Raw genomic sequence first — 16,046 nt, 5'->3', positions numbered from 1 at the left:
GCCGTTGGCTCAGCTTTGCGCTTGCTGCTGGGCCAACACTTTTGCCACCACTGGATCGCTCGTGTCGTTCCAATCCAAGTCATTAAGCGCGCCAGTGCCTTGCAAGAAGTCATACGCTGCTTCTTGAGCGTGTTGACCGCCCAGCTCTCGACCATACACATAATAAGCAATCATCTTGGCGACGACACGATAAGTCTCAAACTCATCGAGACGCTCTTTCATCTCGTCGACCAACAAGGTGGTTTGCTTCCAGCCATAGGCTCTTACCACACTGTGACACGCCCCTTCTTTGATTGGCGCACCCTGCTCGACCGTCAACTTGTGCATGACATAACCGATTTTACCGGCTGTATTCCAGTTCTTTAAAAAACCCAAAACCACGACCTAATAGCTAATATGAATGTCCATCCATTATAACTTAAGGCTAAGACTGGCCGCATTCCAAGCTCGTCTAGCAACAGCCTGTTTGCGTCAGGGCTAAGTTAGAGGCATTGGCTGCTCGCTTTTTTACATCTCCATGGTAAGTATTTACTGTTAAATCCTAGAAAAACTTCTATGATCAAAACTTCCGCTAATACTGAGACAGCAACACACCTATGCCTAATAATGAGTTTATCGACATTCTCAAATTACTGATTCGCCAACCGTCTGTGGTCGGCGCTGAGCATTCATTTTTTCGGGTTTTACAGCGTGAGCTAGAAGAGCGCGGCGCTAAGGTCACTTGGTATGAAGGCGTACTAGTCGCACAAGGTAATGATCCTTTTAGCGCCATGTTTTCAGCGCACATAGATCGTCACGGCTTGGTTTGCACTGGCCCCAATGAGTTTCAATACGCGGCATTTGTCTCAGCCAATCGCACGGACTTACTCAACAACTCCGTCTCTGAGCAACTGATGACCAAGGTTACCGAGCGCTATAACCAAGAGCGGGTATACGCCTACGAGCCTTGGTCGGGGGTGTATCGCGGTAAAGGCACCATTCAAAAGGCCTACATTTGCGAATATCGCAACAACTTGATCTTTGAGCTCGGTGGTTTGGAAGGTGTCGTGGCGGGCACGCCGATCGCCTTTAAAGATCAGTTAAGCCAAAATGACGATCGCCTCGAAGGTCAATTAGACAACGTGATTACTGCGGCAGCGCTGGTGCATTTATTTAGCCAAGGTTTTCAAGGCACAGCCTTCTTCACGGCACAAGAAGAAGCCGGTAAGAGCTGGCGCTATCTACTAGAATGGTTCCGTCGTTTTGGCGGTTCCACAAACCGCTTGTTTGTGGTCGACACCAGCCCGTTCCCCGACGTGAAAACGGCAAATCAACAATTACTCGTGCTACGCGAAAAAGACGCCAACGCTACGTTTAACCAAGAAAGTACCCAATTGGTAGAAGAGCTGTGCCGCCGCCACGACATCAGCTATCTGTATAAAAACCGCTACGTCGAAGCCGAAAATGAAAAAGCCGCCAAAGTGGGCGAAGCGCCGCAGTCTCTTGGTAGTACTGAACTTGGCCGTATCATTGCAGCCTCCAATGGCTTAGTCGATGGCACCACCATACAGATCCCAACGACGGGCTATCACACCATGCATGAATCTGCTGCGGTTGAATCAGTGGAAGCGTTTTTACGCATCCTAAAGGCCGTCGCAGGCTTGCCTGTCACAGATTAGCCATAAAAAGCGGCCCGAGAATAGATGCTTGGGCCGCTTTTAATAATTCTGTATATTTACACAGTCTCGTTACGCACCGCACTACGAAGCACGCTTTTCCTCTTCTGGCAGCGGATCTATATCTGAGTAACGTATCGAGCTACTTTGATTTTGGATCAGGTGCACATGTTGGCGTGTCAGCTCGCGCGGCTCTGAGACCCCGCAAGCATGTACGATCAGCCCAACACTGTGTTTCATTTCACTGACATAGTTGGCCACACGTACGGCTTTTTCTTCTGGAACCAAGCCTTTTTGTAGCTTTTTATCGTGGGTAGTAATGCCCGTCGGGCAGGTATTGTTGTTACACTTAAGTGCCTGAATACAGCCAATAGAAAACAAAAAGCCCCGCGCGCTCACCACCGCATCCGCACCCATGGCAAATGCCCAAGCCACCTTGCCCGGGATAGCGAGCTTACCGGTTGCAATGATTTTAATACGCGATCTTAATCCATAAGATGTCACGCGATTCACCACACCTGGCAGACTTTCTCTAACCGTCATCCCGACATAATCCATCAAGGTTTGTGGCGACGCACCTGTACCGCCGTCGGCACTGTCCAACGTAATAAAGTCTGGCGCGCATTCAAGCCCACGACGATGAATCTCGCTAAACAAATCATCAAAAAACTGCATCTCACCGACCACCATCTTGATGCCAGTCGGCTTACCGGTCAGCGTTCTCACTTTGACAATCATGTCTAACAGTTCATCAATGTTGCCAATGTCCACATGTCGGTTAGGGCTGATCGAGTCTTCGCCTTGCTTGATGTTACGAACTTCGGCGATTTCCGCGGTTACTTTCTCGCCTGGCAGCATGCCGCCTTTGCCGGGTTTAGCGCCCTGAGACAGTTTAATTTCGATCATTTTGACCTGTTCATAAGCGGCTACCTTTTGCAGGCGATCCGTGTCCAAGTGGCCTTCACTGTCTTGCACACCATATTTTGCAGTGCCGATCTGAAACACAATGTCACAGCCACCTTCTAGATGATAAGGAGACAAGCCACCCTCGCCAGTATTCATCCAAACGCCCGCTTTGGCGGCGCCCATCGACAGCGCCTTCACCGCAGGCTCAGACAAGGCACCATAACTCATCCCCGAAATGTTGATGATCGAATTAGTACTGTAAGGCTGTCGCGCCGTATATTCACCAAAGACAACTGCTTGTGGCTCTACCGCCTCACTGGCCAACTTAGGAAAAGCGCTACTGACGAAAAACACATCGCCTTCTTGATCAAGCGGTCTTGTCGAGCCAAAACCTTGAGTTGTATCTTCATGCTTGGCAGCACGATACACCCAAGAGCGCTCGGCTCGGTTAAAAGGCAGCTCATCGCGATCAAACGCGAAGAAGTATTGACGAAAAAACTCCCCTAAGTGCTCAAGGGTGTAACGCATTCGCCCGATCAAAGGATAATTGCGTCGAATCGTGTGCTTGGTTTGACGCACATCGATAAGATACAAAATGCTGAAGTACACCAGCACCACCAACAGTAGCGCGAAAACAATGATCGCACCCCAATGTATTATCCAATTTGAAATAGCCAGTATCTGATCCATAAGTGTTCCAAGCAGTTGTTATTGAGAGTTTGTGATTAGCGCAGGAAATTGTCTTTTAGCAAATCTGTTACTTCGTCCACACGCCCATTTAACACTGCCTTAATGCCAAACAAAGCCGTTGACGCTACCTGACCTGCTTCAATCTTAGGCGGCATCACCAGCTCCATTGGGCTAACCTTCACATCCAAAAGTGCAGGTTTATCAGATGCCAGCCATTGCGCCATGGCATTGTCTAACTCATCTGGCGTTTCGACACGCCAAGCATCCAAGCCCATTGCTTTGGCGACTTCTGAAAAATCAGGGTTCTGTAACTTGGTAAAGCTGTCTAACTGGCCTTCAACGCGCTGCTCCATCTCCACAAAGCCCAAGGTCTCATTGTTGTAGATCAGCAATTTAACCGGTGTATTTTCTTGTAGTAGGGTCAGCAGGTCGCCCATCAACATCGTCATACCGCCATCACCACAAAGTGCAATCACTGGGCGCTCAGGATAAGCTTTGGCGATGCCCATTGCTTGCGGATAGGCATTGGCCATGGTGCCGTGAGACAAGCTGGTAAGGAAACGACGTGAACCTTTTGCCTCTAAATGACGCAGCAACCACACCATTGGCGAGCCGCCATCGGCAGTAAAAATAGCATCATCGCCCGCTAACTCGTTCAAGCGACGAGTCACGGTTTGAGGGTGAATCAATGAATGTTCAGACGCTTCTTCTTTGCGGTAACCTTCTAAATCTTTCTGCCACTGCTTGAGCGCCTTATCTAGGTGAGTCTCATCGCTGCGCGGACTTAGCTTAGGAAGCAGCTGCTCAATGGACGCTTTAACATCGCCCGTCAAACCTAAATCTATCGGGCAACGCTTACCCAAATGAGTCGGCTCAAGGTTGATTTGCGCGATTTTAGCATGGTTAGGGTAAAACTGGGTGTAGGCAAAATCGGTACCGAGACAAATCAGCAGATCACAATCTAATACCGACTCCATGCCGGCTTTGTTGCCTAATATGCCCGTCATACCCACTTGATATGGATTATTCGGCTCGACAAATTCTTTTGAGCGCGAGCTATGTACGATCGGTGCTTTCAAGCACTCTGCCAGCGCCATCAACTCTTGATTAGCGCCTTTAGCACCGATACCCGCGTACAAGGTAATTTTGTCAGCATCGTTAATTAGCCCTACTAAAGCATCCAACTCGGCTGGGCTTGGGTGAATCACCGGCTGGGGGCGATGTACTGACCAGCGGGTATCACTGTGGACTTTCTCTTTGAACATATCGCCATTAACCACCACAACTGCCACACCTTGGTGAGTAAGCGCTGCTTGAGCCGCTTGAGTAACGATGCGCGCAGCTTGATCAGGATGTGAAACGCGTTCGCAAAAGACCGAGCATTGCTCATAGAGTTTGGTTTGATCAACTTCCTGCGGAAAATTCAGCCCTTCTTCTTGGCGATCCACATTGGAAGCGATGAACACTAAAGGCGAGCCATTGCGATGCGATTCAAAAATGCCGTTGATAAAGTGCAAGCTGCCTGGGCCACATGTACCGGCACACAAGGCTAGCTCTTGGGTCATGTAGGCTTCGGCACCTGCCGCAAACGCGCCCACTTCCTCGTGACGTACATGCACCCAATCGATATCTGAGGTACGAATCTTATCGGTTAAATGGTTGATGGTATCGCCGACCACACCATAGCAACGTTTTGCACCTGCCTCAGCTAACGTTTCAACGATCACTTCTGCTACATCTTTGCTCATCTTGCGCCACTCCTTTGTTGTTTTCCCAATTCGTTAGGTATTCCAACATAATGGCGTAAGCGCAGCGCTATGTCTTAGCAGCAGCGGCTGTTTCTTTAAATCTGCAAAGAAGCATCAATACAACACAATGTTCAAAAAAACATTACCGCTACAAATGGAGCCAGTTCGAATGAACTTTCCGTCCGAAAACTGGCGTAACATTACCAAGTAAAGCTTCTAGAAGTGATGTTTTTACCGATACTGTACATATATACAGTATCGGTGAAATCATGCTTAATTAAGATGCTGCTTCAAAAAACCAACCACATCAGTGCGAATCTCATCCACATCGTACATACGACCAAAATGCGGCGCATCGTCGACGATGGTCAAACGATTACTGACATCGTAGTGAGTAAGCCAAGCACTAAAGAGTTTGGATTGTTTATTAGAGACGATCTGATCCTTCTCACCGTGAAATAAGATAAATGGCGGATCATTTTTATCAATGTAAGTAATCGGGCTTGCCGCCTTAGCCAAATCAGGGCGCTCAATTGGCGCTGCGCCGATGAGCGTGCCTTCTGGAGAATTAGGATCTTCATTGCCATCAAACAGTGTCAGATCCACTGGCCCATAAAAATCGACCACCGCCTTATATTCAAACGGGCGGTAATCACCCTCTTCGTAGAGATCATCGACCTTGTTGTTTTGCGACGTGCCCATTAAAGACGCCAAATGCCCACCAGCAGAAAAGCCCATCAGCGCGATGTTATCGATGTCTAATTTATACTCGTCGGCATGATCGTAAAGATAGGCAACACCCGCGTTAACGTCTTGAACGATCAATGGAAAGACCGCATCTTGCGCAAATCGATAATCTACCGACGCCACCGCAAAACCACTGTCTAAGATGGACGCTACGGTATTCATCATGTAACCCATATCGGCGTACTTATCATTGCTGATCCAGCCACCACCGTGAATCAACACCACCAATGGCACCGCTTGCTCATCTGACGGATCGGCTGGCATATACAGATCCAAAAGATGCTTCACATTACCGCTATCTTTGTACGCCACATTCTCATGAACAAACGTTCCCTCTGGCAACTTGTTGCGAATATGATCCGGCATCTGCGGCGCAGCGATGGCACTTAGACTCAAGCCAGCTGCCATTGCACCCAACACGATTGATTTCATAACATCGTCCTTATCAGTCATTAATGAGAACCGATATTATTAAACTATGCGTTGTTTGGTAAGGTCTCAGACACAAAAAAGCCAGCGCTGCACTAGCGCTGGCTTTTTAGTTTTTTGAACTTTGGATGGTGATTACATCATCAGAAAGGTTAAGTACTTCAGCAAAATCAATACGGCAGAGACAATCAATACAGCGAAAGTAGTAAACATACCGGCCTGACGAAACTTAATGACTTCATTTTGCTGACTGACGCCATAAGCATGTAACAAGCGCCCTATCACCAGCGCGATACCTAGAATATGCACCAGTATCAGCGCACCATTCATCATCTCATACATCCAGATCAACAACAGCGCAAACGGCACGTACTCGACAAAGTTACCGTGCACGCGGATCGCACGAGTTAGAGAAGAATGCCCACCATCGCCCAAACCTACTTGGTGCTTCATCCTTTGTTTAATAACACGAGAGCTTAAGACAACTAACAGCAAAGCCAATATGGCAGCGTATAACGGTGTAATCATAATCCAGTCCTTTTGAGGCAAAGTAAGCAGACAGATTACTCCGCCTTATATCAGAAAGCACGCGATCTGAGCCGTTCCGCGCGAGTGTCTACTTTTTGCCTTTATCATTGCTAAATGTCCCGATGCATAGACACAAAACAGCCAGCCTCTGTAAAAGCTGGCTCATTGTTTAAAGCGAGATCACGTTGAATCCCGAGTCAATTGCTGAGCTATATCTAAGATTCAGAGTCAGCGTGAGCGGTTGCTTCAAACGAACTCACATCTTCAAAATCCCCAAACCAAAATTCAGAACCTAATAAGGTAAATTGGCGTGTCGCGCCGTCATCTGACACCTGCTTTAATTGCCAAACGATCCCAGGTGCTTCGGGAAACGTCTCGCCCTGAATTTGATCTTCGTACAAACGGTGAATCAAAGCATCTTCACTTTGACCACTGGCCAATAAGCGCACCATTGCAGACTGCGGTGACGTATCAAAAATAGCCATGTCACTTTCATCATCCGCCGTAACCGTGAGGACCAATTGCACACCTGTTGGCTGTGCAAACGTACCATTAAACGCTTCTCGCAACAGTGCGTAAGCGTTAAATAGCGACTCATGGTACAGACAATTTGAATACTGCTCCCAAGCGCGATCAACCAACATATCATGGCTTAATTGATCCACCTTGCCTGCCGTTAACTCAGGGAATAAATGGGTTAAGACGATCGCCGCCGCCTCTGAGTGAGACAGATCATTAAACGACATCATACACATCTCGCGAAGCTCTGCTGAGCTCATTTCTTCGACATCGTCATCCAGCCCCATCAGCGCGAGCATGACCTTATAATCTGAATCTGACCAAGCATTCTCGATCTTGTTAATCTTCTTAAACGAATCAATTTGAACAGTAAACTTAGGTTGCATCGGGTACTCCTTGTGGGAACGCCTACAGTTGAAAACCTCTTTCATGTACAAATCACTCTACGCAGAGCAAACCGCTTTGAACAGCAAATCACTCGCGCCAATCGACAACCTAAGCAAATGTGCAGTAAGAACGTGCACAATTCAGATCTTCACTTTTATATCAAAAAAGCGACGGCCAAAACCCGCAAGCCCTTGGCAAGATAGCGCTTAAGCCAAGTAAGCAAGCCAGAGCACAAAACACAGATCACTCTATACCTGCACACTTACCCATGCATTGAACAAATACTCAGCGGAATAAGGAATAAACAGACCAAAGCCGTACATATGAAGCATCGAGACCATAACTGTATATCTATACAGCTATGGGCTAAACTCATTCAAACACCTCAAGGATCGAGAGTTTGAATATGCCAAAGCCTAGAAAACAACTCATCAGCATTGCAGATACCCCTTACTATCACTGCGTATCCCGCTGTGTACGCAGAGCTTTTTTATGTGGCAGTGATCCTCTCACTGGTCAAAGCTACGAGCACCGTAGGGATTGGGTCGAGAAGCGCTTACTGTTTCTAAGCCGAATCTTTGCTATCAAGGCCTGCGCTTACGCCATAATGAGTAACCACAGCCATCTAGTGCTATTTATCGACCATGAAACCGCCGAAAGCTGGACAACGGAAGAAGTGTTAACCCGCTGGCACGCTATCCATAAAGGCACCATGATCACCCAGCAATATATGCTGCAAGGCCAAGTGCCTGAGTATTTACAACCCTTACTGGATGCAACCGTAGAGACCTACCGACAGCGGCTAATGGACATCAGCTGGTTTCTTAGAGAACTGAATGAAAACATTGCTAGACAGGCAAACTTTGAAGATCAATGTACCGGAAGGTTCTGGGAAGGACGCTTTAAATCCCAAGCATTATTAGACGAAGCCGCACTAATGGCTTGTATGGCCTATGTCGATCTAAACCCCGTTCGCGCCAAAATGGCCGACACTCCTGAAACTTCAGATTACACCAGCGTCAAAAAACGCATTCACAGCGCTAAGCAAAACCAACAACCTAAAACGCTTCATCCATTTGTCGGCAACCCGCGAGCAGATCAACCTAAAGGCCTGCCGTTTAAGCTCGAAGATTACTTAGAACTAGTCGATCTTACGGGCCGCATTGTGCGCCAAGATAAACGTGGCAGCATCGACCTAAGCTTTGCGCCGATCCTACAACGCCTCAATATCCCATCGGAAAACTGGCTCACCATCGCCACACAATTTGAACAACATACCTTCGCCGCCGTTGGCACCGAAATCATCCTCTCCAACTACTACCAAAACGCCGGCTACAAACGAAGGCCCAAGATCAGCAAAGCCAAACACCTACTGGCCTAACTCAATCCTCCCCGCTCTTTTGTTATTACCTTACTGGTAAGGCACCCACTCGCCCATAAAACGCTAAAACCGCTCAGATCCAGCTAATTTCCCAGCAGATAGGTACAAAAAAGCCAGTTTCGGCTGAAACTGGCTAGTTGCTTGGTGCTTGTTAGAACTGAGTTACCAGTCACTTTTTAAGGTGGGCGTCTCAATAATTCTTAAACTACTACCAATGCGCCGGTTATAAACGAAGGCCCAAGATCAACAAAGCCAAACAGCTACTGATACCCCAAATTTCCAACCTAACACGCATAAAAAAGCCAGTTTCGACTGAAACTGGCTAGTTGTTTGGCGCTGGCTAGAATTGAATTGCGAGTCACTTTTTAAGGTGGGTGTCTTGATTAACCACTATCTCAAAATATAATTTACTATTTTCACACTAAACAACTTTATAGGCTTTCCTAAAATAAAGTCAGGAAGCTTCCAAGTTATTAAAAACGGAATTATTGATATAATAAAATTCAATAAATTTGGATTAATTGTAAAGTAATTAGTTGAAAATGGCTTATCTATTACTAGACCAGATGCATTATAAGCAAATACTGCGACTACAATCGACGTTAAAACATAAAGAGCAAATGAAAAAAAAGAAATCAACTTATCTTTATCAATACTTTTTGATGCATCATTCTCTTCTTTAACTTTCTCAATACCAACCTCATAATCCTTTTTATTCTTCTCTAAGGCACTTTGCATTTGAACCATAGATTTCTCTAATGAGTCTAATTTGATAGATAAGCTTTCATTCTCCTTTTCCTTCTCATCTAACACTTTATACAAAATCTCTCTATCACTATCTTTCTGAACTATATCTTTCTTCAAAGAGGTTTCTGACTGTGATATATTGGTCAAAGCTTTTAGTGCTCTTTCTTTTAATTCTTTTTCCTTTTCAGCTTCAAGTTTTATCTTTTTTAAAGCATCAGCTCGTTCCGACTCCAATTCCTTTTGTTCAATTTCATAGTTTTCTTTAGCATTTCGAAGATAATCTTCAAAGTTTTCTTCATCTATATTAGAACTTGAAGCACCAACTTCATCCACAAGACTATAGATCGCCCTATCATTACAAATAATACTTTCATAAAGCTTAATTTTTTCAGGATTTAACTTTTTTAGAAACTTTTGGATTTTATGAAACACTTCCTTATGCATTTCCATTGCTCTAGCACATGAACCTATCAAGGTGAGTGATGAAATGTCTTCTCCTTGACCGCCATTCATTATCCACAAAAGCATGGCTAGTTTCTTTTCACTAAGAAGTGGTGTCATCTCTGGTTTATTAAATGCATCCATTTTATAAAGAACAGCATTTGATGTTTCTATTAAACTTGTATTTGGAGTAATTAGAAATGACCGTGACTCAGCAAAATTTTTCACTGAACAATAACCATGATCCATAACAACAAAAGCTATAGCCTCAGCATCATTATCTCTAGCCACATCATTTTTATACCAATGTAGAGATTGATATATCTTCTCTTTGAGCGATAGAGCCTTTTGCGATTGCAATTTACCTTTTAAGTCAACTACTGAGTGCTCTAAATTAAATCCATATTCTCTTTCAAGTATTTGAGCAATATTATTTTCTGTAGTTCTTGCATTTAATAAATTATCACCTCCTCTCCAGAGGTAAAGATCAAGATTTGTTTTTCTTCCACCTCTGTTATTGTAGTTATCTAAGGCTGATCTAATAGTAACTTTTGCCTCTTCAATATAACTCTTAGAAGTAGTAAGAATTCCTCCTAAAGATTTTATTTTTTCAACCAGCCCTCTTGAACATTCAACAGAATATTCGTCATTAAACCCCAGTATATCCAGTAAAATAGGAGCATCGATAAAAAACTTTTTCTCAGGAAACTTCTCTACATCAAGTCCAGGCTCTTTTAAACTAAGCACTACCTCAGATAAAATAGCACCTGAGTAAGCTTTATTAAGTGAATCTTTAAAATCTCCACCTTTTTCTTCAACCTTAGAAACAAACCTAGCAAAAGCATAGTTTAATATTGACTTTCCTTTATCTTTGCTGTCTTCCTCGTCTGAAATCTCATCAAGCCTATCAACTCTAGCTAATCTTTTAGAAAACTCATCAGAGAAATTGATATTTTTATAAGAAAAATTTGCATTATCAAATAATTTAATAGCAAAACTCTCAAATAAATCGAATATTTTACTTACTTGCTTATCCAAATGTTCGTTATCAATAACAGGAACATGGTCAATGATGTACTTCTCATCCCTTTTACCAGCTTGATGTAGATACAGAGCACCAGCTTCAGCCAATTTTGGAGCCATACTTTCTGCAACATAAGGATGCATTTCTATTCCATAAGTTTGCATTACTTCGTTACAAAAGTGCTTAGGGTTAAAATCTTGCCCCTCTTTTCCTGAAAGTATGGGAGTAAATAGAGGCAAAATTCCCTTAATTATATCTCCTGTTTGTGAAAACTGGTCATGCACCATTGCAAAGTGAAAAAGATGCTTACTTAGCATAAATATCCCTATAAAAATAATTACTTGTATATGCTGTTAATGTAACAAGAAAATCTAATTTATTAAAATATGCACAAACAAAAAAACCCGCTACCTTCCAGCAGCGGGTCTTTCTAACTCAATCCAACCAAAGGCCAATTAACCTTCGATCAAAATACGCAACATACGACGTAGTGGCTCTGCTGCACCCCAAAGTAGTTGGTCACCCACTGAGAAAGCGCTGATGTATTCAGGGCCCATATTCAGTTTACGGATACGACCGACTGGGATGTTTAGCGTACCAGTCGCAACAGTTGGAGTTAGTTGCTCCATAGTCGCTTGTTTGTCGTTTGGTACGACGTTAACCCATTGGTTGTGCTCAGCCAGCAAGCCTTCGATGTCCGCTACTGGGATGTCGCTGTTTAGCTTGATGGTGTACGCCTGGCTGTGTGAGCGCATCGCGCCGATACGTACACATAGGCCATCTACTGGGATTGGCTTGCCGTCGATGCCTAGGATCTTGTTACACTCAGCCTGTGCTTTCCACTCTTCACGGCTTTGGCCATTATCAAGTTGACTGTCGATGTAAGGAATCAAAGAGCCTGCTAGCGGTACGCCGAACTGATCAGTCGGAAGCGTACCCGAGCGCATTTTCTCTGCCACTTTACGGTCGATATCTAGGATCGCACTTGCTGGGTCAGCAAGTTCGTTGGCTACTTCTGCGTTAAGCAGACCAAATTGGTTTAATAGCTCGCGCATGTGACGGGCACCGCCGCCAGATGCTGCTTGGTATGTCATCGATGTCATCCACTCGATGTGACCTTTTTCGAAAAGACCACCTAGAGCAAGAAGCATCAATGAAACAGTACAGTTACCACCAACAAAGGTTTTAACGCCATCTTTTAGACCTTGTTTGATGACGTTTTGGTTTACTGGGTCTAGTACGATGATGGCGTCTTTTTCCATACGTAGAGAAGACGCCGCGTCGATCCAGTAACCGTTCCAACCAGCATTACGCAACTGTGGGTAAATCGCCTTGGTGTAATCGCCACCCTGACAAGTAATAATAACGTCCATTTTCTTCAATGACTCAATATCATTGGCGTCTTGAAGAAGCGGAATATCCTTACCAATATCCGGGCCAGCTTGGCCTGTTTGAGATGTCGAGAAGAACACTGGATCAATATGATCGAAGTCGCTCTCATCGCGCATACGTTGCATCAGCACAGAACCAACCATTCCGCGCCAGCCGACTAAACCTACAGTTTGTTTTGACATGGTCTTGTTACCTTTTTTTAGTGTGGGTCTACTCATACCAAGAGCAGTATCCCGAGTTAAGACTTAATTTTGATGAAATTAAGCGTTTAATGCAGCCAATACCGCGTCACCCATTTGTGACGTGCTGACTGTTTCGCCTCCCTGTGAGGCGATATCTGATGTACGTAGACCTTGGTCTAGTACTTTGCTCACGGCGTCTTCGATAGCGTCCGCGGCGTCTTTCGCATCAAGCGAGTAGCGTAGCATCATAGCAACAGAAAGGATCGTCGCCAATGGGTTTGCAATGCCTTTGCCCGCGATGTCGGGTGCTGAACCGTGACATGGCTCGTACATACCGCGACCTTCTGCGTTTAGAGAAGCAGAAGGTAGCATACCGATAGAGCCTGTCAACATGGCTGCCGCATCTGACAAAATGTCACCGAACATGTTGCCGGTTACCATTACGTCAAATTGCTTCGGCGCGCGCACTAGCTGCATCGCAGCGTTGTCCACTAGCATGTGTGACAATTCTACATCTGGGTACTCTTTAGCAACTTCTTCCATGATTTCTTTCCATAGAACCGTTACTTCAAGTACGTTTGATTTGTCGATTGAGCACACGCGCTTGTTACGCTGACGTGCTGCTTCAAAGGCAGAGCGGGCGATACGGCGGATTTCAGACTCGCTGTATACGTACGTGTTGAAGCCTTCGCGCTCGCCGTTTTCTAGCGTGCGGATGCCACGTGGTTGACCGAAGTAAATACCACCCGTCAACTCACGCACGATCAAGATGTCTAGACCCGCAACGATTTCTGGCTTCAAGCTTGATGCTTCTGCTAGTTGTGGGTAAAGAATCGCTGGGCGCAAATTGGCAAATAGCTCAAGGTTTGAGCGCAGACCTAGTAGGCCTTTTTCTGGGCGTACAGCCATGTCTAGACCATCCCATTTAGGGCCACCCACGGCGCCAAGTAGGATTGCGTCAGCCGCTTTGGCTTTGTCTAGGGTGACTTCTGGCAGTGGTGAGCCAGTTTCGTCGTAAGCCGAACCACCGACTAGTGCTGATTCGTGTTCCACGCCTAGATCAAATTTAGCGTTAACTGCGTCTAGAACGCGTACGGCTTGTTCTACGATTTCTGGGCCAATGCCATCACCTGGCAATACCAATACTTTTTTAGACATGTTGATTCCTTACAGTGAACGCGCTTGGAACAACCAAGGCGCGGTTTTCATTCGTTGCTCTTCGTACGCTTCGATCGCGTCCGCTTCTTGTAGTGTTAGGCCGATGTCGTCTAGACCGTTTAGCAAGCAGTGCTTACGGAAGGCATCCACTTCGAAGCTAAATTCTGCACCCGATGGTGAGATCACTTTTTGCGCTTCTAGGTCAATAGTCAGCTCGTAGCCTGGGTTCGCTTCCACATCTTTAAAAAGCTGATCCACTTCTGCTTCGGTTAAGACGATCGGTAGTAGACCGTTTTTGAAGCAGTTGTTGTAGAAGATATCGGCAAAGCTTGGCGCAATCACTGAGCGCATGCCGTAGTCGTCTAGTGCCCAAGGCGCGTGCTCACGGCTTGAACCACAACCAAAGTTGTTACGGGCTAGCAATACGCTGGCACCTTGGTAACGCTCTTGATTAAGTACGAAGTCTTTGCGTAGTGGGCGGCCAGTGCAATCTTGGTCTGGCTGACCTTCGTCTTCGTAACGTAGTTCGTCAAAAAGGTTTTTACCAAAGCCAGTACGCTTGATCGATTTCAAGAACTGTTTTGGGATGATCATATCGGTGTCGACGTTGGCCAAGTCTAATGGCGCTGCGATACCTGTGTGTTTTGTAAATGGACGCATCGCTAACTCCTACTGTTTAACCAATTCGTTTACGTCAACAAAGTGACCGGCAATTGCAGCGGCTGCCGCCATCGCTGGGCTCACCAAGTGCGTACGACCGCCAAAGCCTTGGCGACCTTCAAAGTTACGGTTTGAGGTTGAGGCACAGTGCTCACCTTGACCCAACTTATCAGCGTTCATGGCAAGACACATAGAACATCCCGGCTCGCGCCACTCAAGACCTGCTTCAGTGAAGATTTTGTCTAGGCCTTCTTTTTCCGCTTGGGCTTTGACCACACCAGAGCCTGGTACCACGATCGCTTGCTTCAAGCTCTCAGCCACTTTACGGCCTTTGACAACGTCTGCCGCAGCGCGTAAGTCTTCGATACGAGAGTTAGTACAAGAACCGATAAATACGCGGTCTAGGGTAATGTCAGCAAGAGTTTTCTTGCCTTCTAGGCCCATGTATTTCCAAGCACGTGCGTAACCTTCGCGAGTCACTGGATCAGCTTGATCTTCAGGACGTGGAATGTCTTGGTCGATGGCAATAACCATTTCTGGAGACGTACCCCAAGTCACTTGTGGTTTGATGTCGGCGCCATTTAGCACAACCACTTCATCAAACTCGGCATCGCTATCAGACACTAGGTCTTGCCATGCTTCGACGGCCATCTTCCAGTGATCACCTTTCGGCGCGTAAGGACGGTTGGCAACGTAGTCGATGGTGGTTTGGTCTACCGCGATCAAACCTACACGTGCGCCGGCTTCGATAGCCATGTTACACACGGTCATACGACCTTCCATTGATAGCGACTGAATCGCTTCACCGCCAAACTCGATCGCAAAGCCCGTACCGCCCGCGGTACCGATTTTACCGATGATCGCTAGTACAACGTCTTTTGCGGTGACGTATGGCGACAATTTGCCGTCCACGCGCACTAGCATGTTTTTCATTTTCTTCTGAACTAGACACTGAGTCGCTAGTACGTGTTCCACTTCCGACGTACCGATACCGTGTGCTAGTGCACCAAATGCACCGTGTGTAGAGGTGTGCGAGTCACCACATACGACCGTCATGCCTGGTAGTGTTGCGCCCTGCTCCGGCCCAACCACGTGCACGATACCTTGGCGCATATCGGTCATTTTGAATTCTGTGATGCCGAATTCGTCACAGTTATCGTCCAAGGTTGTTACTTGGATTTTCGACACTGGGTCGGCGATACCGTTGACACCGCTCTTACGCTCCTCGACAGTTGTCGGTACGTTGTGATCCGGTGTTGCAAGGCTTGAAGTCAAGCGCCATGGCTTACGGCCGTGCATACGCAGACCTTCAAACGCCTGTGGAGACGTTACTTCGTGTAGTAATTGCAAGTCGATGTAGATTAGTGCACTACCATCGTCGCGCTGTTGAACAAGGTGGCTGTCCCACAACTTGTCGTATAATGTTTTACCTGCCATTGCTTTCTCTCCTAC

General features: G+C 46.1%; 13 protein-coding genes. 2 read left to right on the top strand and 11 right to left on the bottom strand.

Annotated features, from left to right (window positions below; translation table 11 throughout):
* Window positions 1–9 precede the first annotated feature (9 nt).
* Entirely contained in the window at window positions 10–375 is a 366-nt protein-coding gene (locus JQX58_RS03580; RefSeq protein WP_204145444.1) for a hypothetical protein, read from the bottom strand.
* 221 nt (window positions 376–596) lie between these two features.
* Between JQX58_RS03580 and JQX58_RS03575 the strand changes: the two genes are divergently transcribed.
* Window positions 597–1,658 (top strand): zinc-binding metallopeptidase family protein, encoded by a 1,062-nt coding sequence (locus JQX58_RS03575; RefSeq protein WP_204145443.1) that lies wholly within the window; start codon window positions 597–599, stop codon window positions 1,656–1,658.
* Between the two features lie 81 nt (window positions 1,659–1,739).
* Here JQX58_RS03575 and JQX58_RS03570 read toward each other — a convergent pair whose 3' ends face one another.
* The 5 genes from JQX58_RS03570 to JQX58_RS03550 all read right to left on the bottom strand — a co-directional run bounded on the left by JQX58_RS03570 (window position 1,740) and on the right by JQX58_RS03550 (window position 7,608).
* On the bottom strand, window positions 1,740–3,251 hold the full coding sequence (locus JQX58_RS03570; protein ID WP_204145442.1) for an FMN-binding glutamate synthase family protein: 1,512 nt from the start codon (window positions 3,249–3,251) through the stop codon (window positions 1,740–1,742).
* Window positions 3,252–3,286: 35 nt separating this feature from the next.
* A complete protein-coding gene (locus JQX58_RS03565) occupies window positions 3,287–4,999 on the bottom strand; it encodes a thiamine pyrophosphate-dependent enzyme (RefSeq protein ID WP_204145441.1) in 1,713 nt (570 codons plus the stop codon).
* Between the two features lie 273 nt (window positions 5,000–5,272).
* The gene (locus JQX58_RS03560) at window positions 5,273–6,178 is read right to left on the bottom strand and encodes an alpha/beta hydrolase (protein ID WP_204145440.1); all 906 of its coding nucleotides are present in this window, start codon (window positions 6,176–6,178) and stop codon (window positions 5,273–5,275) included.
* 132 nt (window positions 6,179–6,310) lie between these two features.
* Entirely contained in the window at window positions 6,311–6,703 is a 393-nt protein-coding gene (locus JQX58_RS03555; RefSeq protein ID WP_204145439.1) for an MAPEG family protein, read from the bottom strand.
* A gap of 215 nt (window positions 6,704–6,918) precedes the next feature.
* Complete coding sequence (locus JQX58_RS03550; protein ID WP_204145438.1) at window positions 6,919–7,608, bottom strand: hypothetical protein; 690 nt, start codon at window positions 7,606–7,608, stop codon at window positions 6,919–6,921.
* A 407-nt stretch (window positions 7,609–8,015) separates the two neighbouring features.
* Between JQX58_RS03550 and JQX58_RS03545 the strand changes: the two genes are divergently transcribed.
* Window positions 8,016–8,990 (top strand): transposase, encoded by a 975-nt coding sequence (locus tag JQX58_RS03545; RefSeq protein WP_204145437.1) that lies wholly within the window; start codon window positions 8,016–8,018, stop codon window positions 8,988–8,990.
* A 390-nt stretch (window positions 8,991–9,380) separates the two neighbouring features.
* Here JQX58_RS03545 and JQX58_RS03540 read toward each other — a convergent pair whose 3' ends face one another.
* From JQX58_RS03540 to leuC, 5 genes are all read right to left on the bottom strand, one after another.
* Entirely contained in the window at window positions 9,381–11,519 is a 2,139-nt protein-coding gene (locus JQX58_RS03540; RefSeq protein ID WP_204145436.1) for a hypothetical protein, read from the bottom strand.
* Window positions 11,520–11,657: 138 nt separating this feature from the next.
* Window positions 11,658–12,776: an aspartate-semialdehyde dehydrogenase gene (asd, locus tag JQX58_RS03535; RefSeq protein ID WP_204145435.1), complete on the bottom strand. Its 1,119-nt coding sequence runs from the start codon at window positions 12,774–12,776 to the stop codon at window positions 11,658–11,660.
* A gap of 78 nt (window positions 12,777–12,854) precedes the next feature.
* A complete protein-coding gene (gene leuB, locus JQX58_RS03530; protein WP_204145434.1) occupies window positions 12,855–13,934 on the bottom strand; it encodes a 3-isopropylmalate dehydrogenase in 1,080 nt (359 codons plus the stop codon).
* Window positions 13,935–13,943: 9 nt separating this feature from the next.
* The gene (gene leuD, locus JQX58_RS03525) at window positions 13,944–14,594 is read right to left on the bottom strand and encodes a 3-isopropylmalate dehydratase small subunit (protein WP_204145433.1); all 651 of its coding nucleotides are present in this window, start codon (window positions 14,592–14,594) and stop codon (window positions 13,944–13,946) included.
* Between the two features lie 9 nt (window positions 14,595–14,603).
* Window positions 14,604–16,031, bottom strand: a complete 1,428-nt coding sequence (leuC, locus tag JQX58_RS03520) for a 3-isopropylmalate dehydratase large subunit (protein WP_204145432.1) — start codon at window positions 16,029–16,031, stop codon at window positions 14,604–14,606.
* Between the last annotated feature and the right edge of the window lie 15 nt (window positions 16,032–16,046).

It is taken from the genome of Marinomonas ostreistagni, from assembly GCF_016888445.1.
Lineage (GTDB): Bacteria > Pseudomonadota > Gammaproteobacteria > Pseudomonadales > Marinomonadaceae > Marinomonas > Marinomonas ostreistagni.
The sequence above is the reverse complement of the archived record's forward strand: the minus strand, read 5'-3'. Positions and strand labels throughout refer to the sequence as shown.